Origin of the sequence: Nocardioides sp. (assembly GCF_035503875.1) — a bacterium.
Classification (GTDB): domain Bacteria; phylum Actinomycetota; class Actinomycetes; order Propionibacteriales; family Nocardioidaceae; genus Nocardioides.
In genome coordinates this window covers 1-14,075 of the sequence record NZ_DATJTA010000019.1, presented here as the reverse complement: position 1 = coordinate 14,075, position 14,075 = coordinate 1, and the positions used below count along the sequence as shown (strand labels likewise).

Here is a 14,075-nt window from a genome sequence, read left to right as displayed (position 1 = left end):
CCTATCGCCTCGGGGCTACCGGCCCTCTAGCCTGGTCGCGCGACACCGCACCCCGACCCGGAAGGACCGGCCGATGCTCTCCTGGCGCTCGAAGAACTCCTTCCTCTCGATCTGCTCCGAGGGGTCGGTGCTGTCCATCGGCAGCGTGGGTTCGGTGCTCTCGGTCGGCTCGCTGGGCTCGGTGCTCTCGGTCGGGTCGATCGCGTCGGTGCTCTCGTCCGGGTCGATGCTCTCGGAGCGCAGCAACTGCTCGATCCTCAGCCGGCTGAGCAACTGTTCGATCCTCAGCGTGCGCAGCAACGCGTCGATCCTCGGCGCCGAGACCGACCGCACGATCCTCAGGCAACCGGTGGCTAGCGGCCACGGATCAGCCGGCGTACCCGCTCCCAGCGCTCCTTGACCGCACCCTCGGCGCCGAGCGCGGTCGGCTGGTAGTACGCCGCGTCCGCGACGACGTCCGGCGCGTACTGCTGCTCGGCGATGCCGTACGGCGCGTCGTGGCTGTACTGGTAGCCCTTGCCGTGGCCGAGCTTCTTCGCGCCGCCGTAGTGGGCGTCGCGCAGGTGGCTCGGCACCGGGCCGATCTTGCCGGCCTTCACGTCCGCCATGGCCGCGCCGATGGCGGTCGTCACCGCGTTGGACTTCGGAGCCACGGCCAGCGCGATGGTGGCGTGCGCGAGGGTCAGCTGCGCCTCGGGCATGCCGATCAGCTGGACCACTTGGGCCGCGGCGACGGCGGTCTGGATCGCCGTGGGATCGGCCAGGCCGATGTCCTCGCTGGCCAGGATCATCAGCCGGCGGGCGATGAAGCGCGGGTCCTCCCCCGCCTCCATCATCCGGGCCAGGTAGTGCAGGGCCGCGTCCGCGTCGGAGCCGCGCACCGACTTGATGAAGGCGCTGGTCACGTCGTAGTGCTGGTCGCCCTGCCGGTCGTAGCGGACCGCCGCCTGGTCGACCGCGAGCTCAGCGGTGGCCAGGTCGACGACGATCGGGCCTTCTCCGCTGGTCGAGCTTGTCGAGACCGCGGCGCCCGTGGCCGCCTCGAGATAGGTGAGCGAGCGGCGCGCGTCCCCGCCGGCGAGGCGCACGAGGTGGTCGAGCGCGTCGTCGTCGACCGTGAACCGTCCGTCGAGGCCGCGCTCGTCGACCAGCGCCTGCGCCACCACGGCGCGTACGTCGTCGTCGGTCAGCGACTCCAGGCGCAGCAGCAGGCTGCGCGAGAGCAGCGGCGAGATCACCGAGAAGAAGGGGTTCTCCGTCGTCGCGGCCACCAGCGTCACCCAGCGGTTCTCGACCCCGGGGAGCAGGGCGTCCTGCTGGGCCTTGGAGAACCGGTGCACCTCGTCGACGAACAGCACGGTCTCCCGACCGGTCGCGACCAGCTCCGCCCGCGCGGAGTCGATCGCCGCCCGGACCTCCTTCACGCCAGCCGAGACCGCCGAGACCTCGACGAAGCGGCGGTCGGTCTGCTGGCTGACGATCGAGGCGATCGTCGTCTTGCCGGTCCCCGGCGGTCCCCACAGCAACAGGGACATCGACTGGTCGTTCTCGATCAGCTGGCGCAGCGGCGCGCCCGGCGCGCGCAGCTGCTCCTGGCCCACCAGCTCGTCGAGCGTGCGCGGCCGCATCCGCACCGCGAGCGGCGCCGAGGCGTGCGTGTTCGCCGCCAGCGAGCCGCCGCCCCCGGACCGGGGCACGTCGAAGAGTCCGTCCACGAATCAGACCTTACGGGGGTGCTCCCCCGGTCCTGACGCTGCTTCTCGGCTCACGGGGTTTCGAGGCTCGTCGCTAGCGCTCCTCGCACCTCAACCAGCGTCAGCCGTCACCGACGCCGGTTGAGTTGTGAAAGACGAAGTCCTGCGCGCGACGCTGGTTGAGGTGCGAAGGACGAAGTCCTGAGCCTCGAAACCCGTCGTGCCCCACGACCGCCTCGATCACCGACCCCACGCTGCTTCTCGGCTCGCGGGGTTTCGAGGCTCGTCGCTGGCGCTCCTCGCACCTCAACCAGCGTCAACCGCTGGTTGAGGTGCGAAGGACGAAGTCCTGAGCCTCGAAACCCGTCTTGCCGCACGACCGCCTCGACCGGCGGAGGTCAGGGGCGTACGACGGTGCGGCTCTGCACGTCGAACCAACGGTCCTCGTAGCCCGAGCCGGTCATCAGGTCGACGTCGGCGGGCTCGGAGGAGGCGGACGGGTCCGGGTTGCCGCGGTCGTCGACGCCGAGCAGGCCGGTGGTGACCGGCTTCTGGGGCGCCTGGCCCAGCTCGCCGGCGAAGTGGCAGGCGACCTTGTGGCGCGGCCCGATCTGCAGCAGCGGCGGCTCGACCTTCGCGCAGATCTCCTGCGCGAGGTGGCACCGGGTCCGGAACCGGCAGCCGGACGGCGGGTTGATCGGGCTCGGTACGTCGCCCTCCAGCCGGATCCGCTCCCGACGACCGCCGACGGCTGCCTGCTTCACGTCGGGCACGGCCGAGAGCAGGGCCTGGGTGTAGGGGTGGTGCGGGCGGCTGTACAGCGTCTCCCGGTCGGCGATCTCGACGATCTTGCCGAGGTACATCACCGCGACCTCGGGGCAGAAGTGCCGGACCACCGCCAGGTCGTGGGCGATGAAGAGGAACGCGATGTTGAACTCACGCTGCAGGTCCTGGAGCAGGTTGATCACCTGCGCCTGGATCGACACGTCGAGCGCGGACACCGGCTCGTCGGCGACGAGCAGGCGCGGGTTCAGGGTCAGGGCGCGCGCGATGCCGATGCGCTGGCGCTGGCCGCCGGAGAACTCGTTCGGGTAGCGGTTGTAGTGCTCCGGGTTGAGTCCGACGACCTCGAGCAGCTCCTTGACCCGCGGCACGATCTGGTCCTTCGGGACCACGTCGTGCACCGACAGCGGCGCGCCGATGATGGACCCGACGGTGTGCCGCGGGTTCAGCGACGTGTAGGGGTCCTGGAAGATCATCTGCACGTCGCGGCGTACCGGCTTCAGCTCGCGCTTGCTCAGCGTCGCCAGGTCCTGGTCGCCGAACTGCATCGAGCCCGACGTGGGCTTGTACAGCCGCGTGATGAGGCGACCGGTCGTGGACTTGCCGCACCCGGACTCCCCCACCAGGCCGAGGGAGCCGCCCTCCGGCACCTGGAAGGAGATGCCGTCGACCGCCTGGACGTGCCCGACCGTACGGCGCACGAGGCCGGCCGACCGCACCGGGAAGTACATCCGCAGGTCCTCGACCGTGAGGACGGGCTTCGCCTGCGGGTCGAGCTTCGCGGCCGTGTGCCCCGACTCGGCCATCTCCTGGAAGAGGTCCTCGTCGGGGGTCGTCGTCTCGTCAGTCATCAGGCCTCCTCGACCAGGTCGGGAGCGATCTCGGGCAGGACCTCGCCGAGGTAGACGGCCTCGGGGTCGGCCAGGTGGCAGCGCTTGAGGTGGGCGGCGCCCGGGACGACCGGGAGCAGCTCGGGAAGGGTCGTGCGGCACAGGTCGCCCGGCACCTTGTCCCGATGCGCGCACCGGGGGTTGAACGAGCATCCCGTGGGCGGGTCCAGCAGGCTCGGCGGGTTGCCCGGGATCGGGATCAGGCGGGCGTCGGTGTCGGCCTGGACGTCCGGGACGCTGGAGAGCAGGCCCCAGGTGTAGGGCATCGCGGGACGGGTCAGCAGCTGCTTCGTGGTGCCGTACTCGACGGCGCGGCCGGCGTACATGACCAGCACGTCGTCGGCCATCTCGGCGATCACGCCGAGGTCGTGGGTGATGATGACGATGGCCGAGTTGAACTCGCGCTGCAGGTCCTGCAGCAGGTCCAGGATCTGCGCCTGGACCGTCACGTCGAGCGCGGTGGTGGGCTCGTCGGCGATGAGCAGCGACGGGTCGTTGATCAGGCCCATCGCGATCATCGCGCGCTGCCGCATGCCGCCGGAGAACTGGTGCGGGTAGTCGTCGACGCGGCTGTCGGGCTGCGGGATGCCGACCCGGTCGAGCATCTCGATCGCCCGGCGCCGGGCGTCGCGCTTGGAGGCGTCGGGGTGGTGGACCATGTACGCCTCGGCCAGCTGGACGCCGACCCGGTAGAACGGGTGCAGGGCGGCCAGCGCGTCCTGGAAGATCATCGAGACGGTGTTGCCGCGCAGCTTGCGCATGGCGGGCTCGGCGAGTCCGACGATCTCCTGACCGCCGACCCGGATCGAGCCGGCGACCTTCGAGCGCTGCGGGTCGTGCAGGCCGAGGACGGCCATGCTCGAGACCGACTTGCCGGAGCCGGACTCGCCGACGATGCCGAGGGTCTTGCCGAGCGACACGGAGTAGCTGACGCCGTTGACCGCCCGGAGCGGGCCGTCGGGCGTGGGGAACTCGACGGAGAGATCCTCGACGACGAGGTACGGGTCGCTGTCGGACACGGTGGTGCCTGACCTTTCGACGGAGGTGCTGGAGAGAGGACTGGCGGTCATGAGAGGCGGACTCTCGGGTCGAGCGCGCTGTAGACGATGTCCACGACAAGATTGCAGGACACCATGATGATCGCCGTGAACAAGGCCGTGGCCGAGACCACGGGCAGGTCCAGTGCGTAGACCCCGCGCAGACCCCACAGGCCGATGCCCTGGATCTCGAAGATCCGCTCGGTGAACAGCGTGCCGGCCAGCAGCAGGCCGAGGTCGATACCGAAGATGGTGACGACGGGGACCAGCGCGCTGCGCAGGCCGTGCCGGTAGACCACCTTGTTGGGCGTCAGGCCCTTGGCCTTCGCGGTGCGGATGTAGTCCTCACCGAGCGTCTCGACCATCGCGCCGCGCGTGTAGCGGGTGTACTGCGTGCTGCCCCAGAACCCGAGGCACAGCCAGGGCAGGAGCAGGCCCGTGAACCAGGCCCACGGATTCTCCAGCAGCGGCGTGTAGCCGCTCGAGCCGAGGATCGGGACGTCCCAGATCAGGGTGAAGTAGAGCCAGGCCAGCAGGGCGAGCAGGTAGTAGGGCACCGAGCTGATGAACAGGAAGGTGGTGACCAGGGTCTTGTCGCCGAGGGTGCCGCGTCTGCGCGCGGCCGCCACCCCGACCGGGATGCCGATGATGAGGTAGAGCGCCGCGCCGCCGAGGGCCAGCGAGATCGTGGCCGGCAGCCGCTGGATCATCTCGTCCCAGATGAGTCCGCGGGAGCGGTGCGAGAAGCCCAGGCACGGAGCGTCGCACTCGATCGTGGTGCTGCCGATCTCCATCTCGCGCCCGGTGAAGATGCCGGAGACGTACTTGCCGTACTCCTTGACGATGCCGTTGTTGTAGCCCATCTGCTCCTCGTACTGCGCGAGGCGCTCAGGCGTGCAGCGCTGCGAGGTCTCCTGGAGGCAGATCGGTCGCGCGGGGCTGGACGGGCCGTACCAGAACAGCGCGAAGATCGCCATCGAGACGAGGATGATGACGACCACTCCGGCGAGCAGTCTCTTGATGATGTAGGCGAGCATCGAGCCCAGCACCTCTCACGGCGAGGAATTCGGGATTGGGCAGGAGGATGGGGGCCGGGCGGACCCGACCCCCATCCCCTGCTGGTTCACAGCAGGGTCATCGACGTCACTGGGTGACGAAGAGATCCTTGTAGTTGATCGCGCTCATCGCGGCGTCACCGGTGAAGCCGCCGATCTTCGAGCCCGCGCCGTACAGGTCGTTGCGGTAGGACACCGGGATCAGCGGGAAGAACTCCGTGCCGATCTGCTCGTCCAGGTCGCCCCAGGCGGCCGGCTGCTCGTCCTGCGGCAGCGTCGGGATCTCCTTGATCCGGTCGTCGATCTCCTGCTCGGAGAAGTACGACGTGTTGTAGCGCTGACCGGTCACGACCAGCGGCGGGATCATGGTGGAGGCCGACGGCCAGTCGGAGCACCAGTTGGAGTTGCGCAGGTTCAGCTTCTTGTTGATCGGGCTGTCCGCGTCGTCGTAGAGGTCGTAGTAGTCCTCCTGGAAGGGGATCATCTCGACGGTGAAGCCACCCGCCTCGTAGCCCTTCTTCTCCTGCTCGGCCGCGGCCTTGAGCTCGGCGTCGGAGTCGTCGTAGATCATCGTCAGCTTGTAGCCCTCGGCGCCGGCCTTCGCCAGCAGCTCCTTGGCCTTCTCCGGCTGGAAGGTGAACTGCTCACCGTCCGGGAAGTACTCCTTCCGGCCCGACATGCCGGGAGGCATGATCGTGCTCGCGGGGATCCGGGTGACGCCCGGGACCTGACCGCCGGCCAGCACGATGTTGTCGAAGTCGTAGGAGTAGGCGATCGCCTTGCGGACGTCCATGTCCGTGATCTGGGTGTAGTCCGGGTTCTTGTAGCTGACGCACTGACCGGTCTGCTGGATGAAGTTGTCGCCCAGGGCCTGCTCGAGCTTCGTCACGTTGGTGGCGCCGAGACCGTTGGAGACCGTGGTCTGGCCCTCAGCGCTGTCGCTCATGAGGATCTGGTCGACCTTCTCCTGGTCCTGGTCGAACTTGAAGGTCCAGGAGTCGGCGTACTGGTGACGCGCCGGGTCGGTGGCCGGGTCCCAGTTGGGGTTCTTGACCAGGGTCAGCGACTCGCTGGGGCGGAACTCCTCGATCATGTAGGGACCGGTCGAGAGCGGCTTGCGGCCGTACGCCGGGAACTCGGAGTTCTCGAGCGGGATCGGGCCCATCGCCATGAACGCGCCCCAGAAGTCCATGTCCGGGAACGGCTGGGTCATCTTGATGGTGATGTCCTGGCCGTCGACCGTGATGCCGGGGCAGTCGCCCGACTTGGTCGGGCCGGCGTAGCCCTCACCGCAGTCGATGTTCTCGACCGAGTAGACCTGGCCGGGGCCGCCGGTGAAGGTCTCGGAGTCGAAGGTGCGCTCGATGCCGTACTTGAGCTCCTCCGCGGTGACCGGATCGCCGGTCTCCCACTTCACGTCGTCGCGCAGCGTGAAGGTCCACTCGGTGAAGTCGTCGTTCGGGCGGCCGAGGTCGGTGGCGAGGTCGGGGACCAGCTCCATGTCACCGTCCGCGTTGCGGCGGTACTGCGTCAGGGAGCGGTTGGTCAGGGCCTGCTGGATCGAGTTGCCCAGCACGGACCAGCCGTTGGCCGGATCGAGATCCTGGGGGCCGATGTCGCTCGGGATGAGGACGGTGATGTCCCCTCCGGTCGCGGCGCCCTCGACCTCGGGGGCCGGACCCGTGGCGTCCGGGACCTTCCCGAAGCCGGAGCCGGCCTCCTGGAAATTGCGGTCGCTCGACTCGTTGTTCCCGCCGTCGTCGTCGCCGCCGCAGGCGGCGAGCGTCGAGACGAGAGCAACGCAGGCGACCGCTGCAAGCGACTTGCTTCGCTTCATCGTGTCTAGCCTTCCTCTTCATCCGTGCCACGAACCCGAAGCTCGCGACCACATCTAGGGAATGGGGACCGGGACCTCAGCGTCGGGTCTTCGGGTCCACCGCGTCGCGGATCGCGTCGCCGAGCAGGTTGAGGCTCACGACGAGGATCACGATGCCGAGCAGCGGCTGCCACAGGAACTGGGGGTAGAGCTCGAAGTACGCCGTGGCCTGGCCGATCGTCTGGCCCCACGACTCCCCCTGGGTGATGCCGACGCCGAGGAACGCCAGCGCGGCCTCGGCGGCGATGAACGCGGGCAGCATCAGCGAGAGCGCCACGACGATCGGGGCCACCAGGTTGGGCAGCAGCTCGCGGAACATGATCCGGTGCGTGGGCATCCCGATCACCTCGGCGGACTGCACGAACTCGCGCTCGCGCAGCGAGAGCACCTCACCGCGCACCAGGCGCGCCATCGACATCCAGCCGAAGCCGGCCAGGATGAAGACCAGCGAGACGACCTGCATGGTGGCGTAGCGATCCGGCTCGAGGGCGAACCGCTCGTTGAGGATCGGGGCGATGATCAGGCCGATCAGGACGTACGGGAGCGTCAGGAACGCGTCGGTGAAGAACGAGATGATCTTGTCGACCGTGCCGCCGACGAAGCCGGCCAGCAGGCCGAGCACGATGCCGAGCAGACCCGCGACGATCGTGGAGATCGAGGCGATCATCAGCGAGGTGCGGCAGCCGTAGAGCCACACCGCGAGGTTGTCCTCGGCGGTCTTCGGCGCGACGCCGAACGGGTGCTCGGGGTCGAAGGGGCCGTCCGGCGGACCCTTGAACGGCATCCCGCCGTTGAGGTAGTCCAGCTGCTTGGCCGGGTTGCCCGGGCCGGTCTCGACGCCGAAGGCCTTGGCGATCAGGTCGGCGAAGATCGCGATCAGCACGAAGACGAGCACGATGGCCAGGCAGACCATCGCCAGCTTGTCGCGCCGCAGGCGGCCGAGTGCGATCCGGAGCGGGGACTGGCTCTTGACCGGACCCTTGCCGGACGAGTCCTGCTCCACCTCGGGGGCCTCGTCGCTCAGGTGTCCGAGCGTCTCAGCGGAAACCGGCGGCAGCGACATGCTCTCCCCATCAGGTGGTGGTGCCGAATCGCTTCGGCGGCGCGCCCCGGGAGCGCGCCGCCCGCGACTCTATGTGACCAGGACCAGACCGGGCGATCACCCGCGAGTAACGATCTGGTCTCGACGGGCTGGGGCGACCCGTCCGGTCGATCAGTTCTCTGCCGGGACTTCCTTCGCCGGTACGGCGTCGACCCCGGCCTCCTTGCGCTGCTGGGGCGTGATGGGCGCAGGAGCGGCCGTCAGCGGGTCGAAGCCCCCACCGGACTTCGGGAACGCGATGACGTCCCTGATCGAGTCCGTGCCGGCGAGCAGCGCGACGATCCGGTCCCACCCGAAGGCGATGCCGCCGTGCGGGGGCGCGCCGAACTTGAAGGCCTCCAGGAGGAAGCCGAACTTCTCCTCCGCCTCGTCCGCGCCGATGCCCATCACGTCGAAGACGCGCTTCTGCACGTCCTCGTTGTGGATACGGATCGACCCGCCTCCGATCTCGTTGCCGTTGCAGACGATGTCGTAGGCCCAGGCGATCGCGTTGCCGGGGTCGGAGTCGAAGGCGTCGAGGTCCTGGGGGCTGGTGAACGCGTGGTGCACGGCCGTCCAGGCGCCGCTGCCGACCGCCACGTCGCCCGCGGCGGTCGCGTCGTCGGCGGGCTCGAAGAGCGGCGCGTCGACGACCCACAGGAAGCTCCAGGCGTCCTCGTCGATCAGGCCGCAGCGACGGCCGATCTCCAGGCGCGCGGCGCCCAGCAGCGCCCGGCTGGGCTTGGGCAGGCCGGCGCCGAAGAAGACGCAGTCGCCGGGCTTCGCGCCGACGTGGGCGGCCAGGCCGGCCTTCTCCTCGTCGGTGATGTTCTTGGCCACCGGGCCGGTCAGCTCGCCGTCCTCCTGGACGAGGACGTACGCCAGGCCGCGGGCGCCGCGCTGCTTGGCCCACTCCTGCCACGCGTCGAGCTGCTTGCGCGGCTGGCCCGCTCCCCCGGGCATGACCACGGCGCCGACGTACGGCGCCTGGAAGACCCGGAACGGCGTGTCCTGGAAGTACGCCGTGCAGTCGACGAGCTCCTGACCCATCCGCAGGTCGGGCTTGTCGGAGCCGTAGCGGGCCATCGACTCGGCGTACGTCATCCGCGGCAGCGGCGTGGGGACGTCGTACCCGACGAGCTTCCACAGGGCGGTGAGGATCTCCTCGGCGACCGCGATGACGTCGTCCTGCTCGACGAAGCTCATCTCGATGTCGAGCTGGGTGAACTCCGGCTGCCGGTCGGCGCGGAAGTCCTCGTCGCGGTAGCAGCGGGCGATCTGGAAGTAGCGCTCCATGCCGGCCACCATCAGCAGCTGCTTGAACAGCTGGGGGCTCTGCGGGAGGGCGTACCAGCTGCCCGGCTGCAGCCGGGCGGGCACCAGGAAGTCACGCGCGCCCTCGGGCGTGCTGCGGGTCAGCGTCGGCGTCTCGATCTCGACGAAGTCGTGGCGGTCGAGGACGTCGCGCGCCGCCTTGTTGACCTTGCTGCGCAGCCGGATCGCCTCGTTGGGGCCGGAGCGGCGCAGGTCGAGGTAGCGGTGCCGCAGTCGCGCCTCCTCCCCCACGTCCACGTGGTCGCTGATCGGGAACGGCAGGGGCGCGGCGGCGCTGAGCACCTCGACGTCCGTGGCCACGACCTCGATCGCGCCGGTCGCGAGGTTGGGGTTCTCGTTGCCCTCCTTGCGCGCGGTCACCTCGCCGGTGACCTGGAGGCAGTACTCCGCGCGCAGGTGGTGGGCGACCTCCTCGTCGCGGATGACGACCTGCACGATGCCGCTGGCCTCGCGCAGGTCGATGAAGGCCACGCCGCCGTGGTCACGCCGGTTGGCCACCCAGCCGGCGAGGGTGACGGTCTGGCCGACGTGCTCGGCACGCAGGGTGCCGGCGTCGTGGGTGCGGATCACTGCTTCTTCTCCTGTACGTCGGTGGTGGAGCTCCGGAGGACCCGCGGGCGCAGGTCCTCCTCGGGCGGGCTCCAGGCGGCCGGGTCCGCGGCCACCTGCTCTCCTGATCGGATGTCCTTGGCCTGGTGGGTGCCATCCTCCTGGGCGAACCAGACGAACGGGATGCCCCGGCGCTCGGCGTACCGGATCTGCTTGCCGAACTTCTGGGCGTTCGCCGAGACCTCGCAGGGGATGCCGCGCTCGCGCAGCGCGGTCGCGACCGCCTCGCTGTCGGACCGGGACGCCTCGTCGGTCACCGCGACCAGCACGGCGCTCGGGACCTTCCGGTCGGCGGCCAGGCCGGTGCGGCTCGCCAGCGTCACCAGGACCCGGCTGAGGCCGAGCGAGATGCCCACGCCCGGGTACGTCGTCCTCCCGTCCGAGGCGAGGGCGTCGTACCGGCCGCCGGAGCAGATGGAGCCCAGGGACTCGTAGCCGTCGAGCCGGGTCTCGAACACGGTGCCGGTGTAGTAGTCCAGGCCGCGGGCGATCGACAGGTCGGCCTCGACGCGCACCCGGTCGGTCACCAGGCCGGCGCACGCCGTGACGAGCTCGGCGAGCTCGGCCAGACCCTCGTCGAGCAGCTCGTGCTCGACCCCGAGGGCGCGGACGGCCTCGACGAAGGAGTCGTCCGCGGCGCGGATGGTGGCCAGCGACAGCACGCGGTCGGCGGTCTTCTCGTCGACGCCCGCCTCCTCGACCAGCATCGACCGGACCCGATCGACCGGGAGCTTGTCGAGCTTGTCGACGACGCGCATCACCTCGTCCGTGGCGTCGCCGCTCGCGATGCCGAGGCCGGCGTAGAAGCCCTGGATCAGCTTGCGGTTGTTGACCTGCAGCCGGAAGCCCGGCAGGAAGGTCAGGCGCGACAGCGCGTCGACCATGACCCGGGTGACCTCGACGTCGTGGTGGAACGGCAGCACGTCACGACCGACGATGTCGATGTCGGCCTGGGTGAACTCGCGGTAGCGGCCCTCCTGGGGACGCTCGCCCCGCCAGACCTTCTGGATCTGGTAGCGGCGGAAGGGGAACTCCAGCTTGCCGGCGTTCTCCAGCACGTAGCGGGCGAACGGCACCGTGAGGTCGAAGTGCAGCCCGAGGCCGGCGTGTCCCTCGGCCGACTCCTCGTGCAGGCGACGCAGGAGGTAGACCTCCTTGGAGGTGTCCCCCTTGCGCAGCAGCTGGTCGAGCGGCTCCACCGCGCGGGTCTCGATGCCCGCGAAGCCGTGCAGCTCGAAGGTACGGCGCAGCGTGTCGACGACCTGCTGCTCGACGAACCGCTGTTCGGGCAGCAGCTCGGGGAACCCGCTCAGCGGGGTGGGCTTGCTCAACTCAGAGACCTCGGGTCACTCGACCTGCGTCGCCTCGGTCGAGGAGGTCGAGCAGGTAGGGGTTGGTCGCGCGCTCGCGACCGATGGACGTCTGCTCGCCGTGGCCGGGGAGCACCACGATGTCGTCGGCGAGGGGCAGCACCTTGGTGGTGAGGCTGCGCAGCATCGTGGCGTGGTCACCGCCCGGCAGGTCCGTGCGCCCGATCGAGCCCGCGAACAGGAGGTCGCCGGAGAACATGACCTCGCTGACGTCGGCCTGGGCGTACGGCGTGCGGAAGGTGACCGACCCCTCGGTATGGCCCGGGGTGTGGTCGACCACGAACCGCAGGCCTGCCAGCTCGAGCACCTGGTCGTCGCCCAGCTCACGGACGTCGTCGGGCTCGGCCCACCGGTAGTCGCCGCCCAGCATCATCTGGGTCGTCTCCCGGGACATGCCCGCCATCGGGTCGGAGAGCAGGTGCCGGTCGCTGGGGTGGATCCACGCGGTGGCGTCGTACGTCCCGGCCACCGGGGCCACGCACCACATGTGGTCGACGTGACCGTGGGTGACCAGCACGGAGACCGGCTTGAGCCGGTGCTCGGCGACGACCTGCGCCACGCCCTCGGCGCTGTCCTTGCCGGGGTCGACGACCACGCACTCGCTCCCGGCGCCGGTGGCGACGACGTAGCAGTTGGTGCCCCAGGGACCCGCGGGGAAGCCGGCGATCAACACCCGGCCACACTACCGAGCAGCGCGTCGGGGTGTCGCATCGGTTCCCGGCGGGCATTCCTGCTCTCCTCCGGGCGATGCCGTGACTAGAGTGGGCGCCTGCACCTACCGCCCCGTGCGACCCGAATGCGAAGAGGGATCAGCAAGTGACGAGCCATGAGTGGGGCCGCGTCGACGACGACGGCACCGTCTACGTCCGAACCGCCGACGGTGAGCGCCCGGTCGGCCAGTACCCCGAGGGGACTCCCGACGAGGCCCTCGCCTTCTTCACCGAGCGGTACGCCGCGCTCGCGTTCGAGGTGGAGCTGCTCGAGCAGCGCATCAACTCGGGCGTGCTCTCCCCCGAGGAGGCGGCCGAGTCCGTGAAGACGGTGAAGGCCCAGGTCGTCGACGCGAACGCCGTCGGTGACCTGGTCTCGCTCGCCGGCCGGCTCGACGCGCTCGGCCCGATCATCGCCCGGCAGCGCGACGCCCGCCGCGAGGAGCGCGCCCAGCGCTCCGCGGAGGCCAAGGCCGCCAAGGAGGACCTGGTCGCCCAGGCCGAGAAGATCGCCGAGGGCACCGACTGGCGCCACGGCGCCAACAAGCTGCGCGACCTGCTCGACCAGTGGAAGGCGCTCCCCCGCATCGACCGCGCCTCGGACGACGCCCTGTGGCGGCGGTTCTCGACCGCGCGTACGGCGTACACGCGGCACCGCAAGGCGCACTTCGCCGAGCTCAACGAGCAGCGCGAGGGTGCCCGGGCGGTCAAGGAGCGTCTCGCCACCGAGGCCGAGGGCCTCGCGGACTCCACGGAGTGGGGTCCCACCGCGGGCCGCTACCGCGATCTGATGAAGCAGTGGAAGGCCGCCGGCCCCGCTCCGAAGGACGTCGACGACGCCCTGTGGAAGCGGTTCCGCGGTGCCCAGGACGCCTTCTTCGGCGCGCGCGACGCCGCCAACGCCGCTCTCGACCAGGAGTTCGCCGCGAACGCCGAGGTCAAGGAGGCGCTCCTCGTCGAGGCCGAGGCTCTGCTGCCCGTCCAGGACGTCGAGGCCGCCAAGCGCGCCTTCCGCGACCTCGCCGACCGTTGGGACGCCGCCGGCAAGGTCCCGCGCGACCGGATGAAGGAGCTCGAGGGCCGCATCCGCAAGGTCGAGCAGGCCATCCGCGAGGTCGAGGAGGAGGCCTGGCGCAAGTCGGACCCCGAGAAGTCCGCCCGCGCCGACGACATGGTCACCAAACTCGAGCAGGCCATCGCCAAGGTCGAGGCCGATCTCGAGAAGGCCCGCGCCGCCGGGAACGACAAGAAGGTCCGCGAGCTCGAGGAGAACCTCGAGTCCCGCCGGTCCTTCCTCGAGATGGCCAAGCGCGCCTCGGCGGACTTCTCGGGCTGAGACGCCGCCTCGACGCTGGTCGAGGCGCCAGGCGCGCCAACGCCGAGCCCGACCAGGGCCGACTCTCCACTCACCGGGTTTCGAGGCTCAGGACTCCGTCCTTCGCACCTCAACCAGCGTCCGCTTCACCCACGCTGGTTGAGGTGTGAGGCGCGCCAGGCGGATTCAACCGGTCGGTGCAACACCGGGGTTGATGTCGTGTTGGGAGAGTAGTTCGTCGAGGGCTTCGGCTGGGTTCTTCCAGCCGAGGGTTTTGCGGGGTCGGTTGTTCATTTCGATCGCGACTCGTTCGAGCATCC

At 69.8% G+C, this 14,075-nt stretch carries 11 protein-coding genes; 1 reads left to right on the top strand and 10 read right to left on the bottom strand.

Going from position 1 to position 14,075, the window contains the following annotated elements; translation table 11 throughout:
* Nucleotides 1–15 precede the first annotated feature (15 nt).
* The 10 genes from VMF51_RS04840 to VMF51_RS04795 form a co-directional block, all read right to left on the bottom strand.
* Entirely contained in the window at nucleotides 16–273 is a 258-nt protein-coding gene (locus VMF51_RS04840; protein WP_325473271.1) for a hypothetical protein, read from the bottom strand.
* Nucleotides 274–353: 80 nt separating this feature from the next.
* Nucleotides 354–1,715 carry a replication-associated recombination protein A gene (locus VMF51_RS04835; RefSeq protein ID WP_325473270.1) on the bottom strand — a complete coding sequence of 454 codons (1,362 nt, stop codon included), beginning with the start codon at nucleotides 1,713–1,715 and terminating at the stop codon, nucleotides 354–356.
* A 377-nt stretch (nucleotides 1,716–2,092) separates the two neighbouring features.
* The gene (locus VMF51_RS04830) at nucleotides 2,093–3,283 is read right to left on the bottom strand and encodes a dipeptide ABC transporter ATP-binding protein (protein WP_325473321.1); all 1,191 of its coding nucleotides are present in this window, start codon (nucleotides 3,281–3,283) and stop codon (nucleotides 2,093–2,095) included.
* A gap of 44 nt (nucleotides 3,284–3,327) precedes the next feature.
* On the bottom strand, nucleotides 3,328–4,386 hold the full coding sequence (locus tag VMF51_RS04825) for an ABC transporter ATP-binding protein (RefSeq protein ID WP_325473269.1): 1,059 nt from the start codon (nucleotides 4,384–4,386) through the stop codon (nucleotides 3,328–3,330).
* A 47-nt stretch (nucleotides 4,387–4,433) separates the two neighbouring features.
* Nucleotides 4,434–5,441 (bottom strand): ABC transporter permease, encoded by a 1,008-nt coding sequence (locus VMF51_RS04820; protein WP_325473268.1) that lies wholly within the window; start codon nucleotides 5,439–5,441, stop codon nucleotides 4,434–4,436.
* Between the two features lie 106 nt (nucleotides 5,442–5,547).
* Nucleotides 5,548–7,296 (bottom strand): ABC transporter substrate-binding protein, encoded by a 1,749-nt coding sequence (locus VMF51_RS04815; protein WP_325473267.1) that lies wholly within the window; start codon nucleotides 7,294–7,296, stop codon nucleotides 5,548–5,550.
* 76 nt (nucleotides 7,297–7,372) lie between these two features.
* Nucleotides 7,373–8,398: an ABC transporter permease gene (locus VMF51_RS04810; RefSeq protein ID WP_325473266.1), complete on the bottom strand. Its 1,026-nt coding sequence runs from the start codon at nucleotides 8,396–8,398 to the stop codon at nucleotides 7,373–7,375.
* 150 nt (nucleotides 8,399–8,548) lie between these two features.
* Nucleotides 8,549–10,321 carry an aspartate--tRNA ligase gene (aspS, locus tag VMF51_RS04805; protein ID WP_325473265.1) on the bottom strand — a complete coding sequence of 591 codons (1,773 nt, stop codon included), beginning with the start codon at nucleotides 10,319–10,321 and terminating at the stop codon, nucleotides 8,549–8,551.
* The gene (hisS, locus tag VMF51_RS04800; RefSeq protein ID WP_325473264.1) at nucleotides 10,318–11,691 is read right to left on the bottom strand and encodes a histidine--tRNA ligase; all 1,374 of its coding nucleotides are present in this window, start codon (nucleotides 11,689–11,691) and stop codon (nucleotides 10,318–10,320) included. Before hisS ends, aspS begins: the two co-directional genes overlap by 4 nt.
* A gap of 1 nt (nucleotide 11,692) precedes the next feature.
* A complete protein-coding gene (locus tag VMF51_RS04795; RefSeq protein WP_325473263.1) occupies nucleotides 11,693–12,403 on the bottom strand; it encodes an MBL fold metallo-hydrolase in 711 nt (236 codons plus the stop codon).
* A 143-nt stretch (nucleotides 12,404–12,546) separates the two neighbouring features.
* On the opposite strand from VMF51_RS04795, the gene VMF51_RS04790 reads away from it, so the two are divergent.
* On the top strand, nucleotides 12,547–13,776 hold the full coding sequence (locus VMF51_RS04790) for a DUF349 domain-containing protein (protein ID WP_325473262.1): 1,230 nt from the start codon (nucleotides 12,547–12,549) through the stop codon (nucleotides 13,774–13,776).
* The last annotated feature ends 299 nt before the right edge of the window (nucleotides 13,777–14,075 follow it).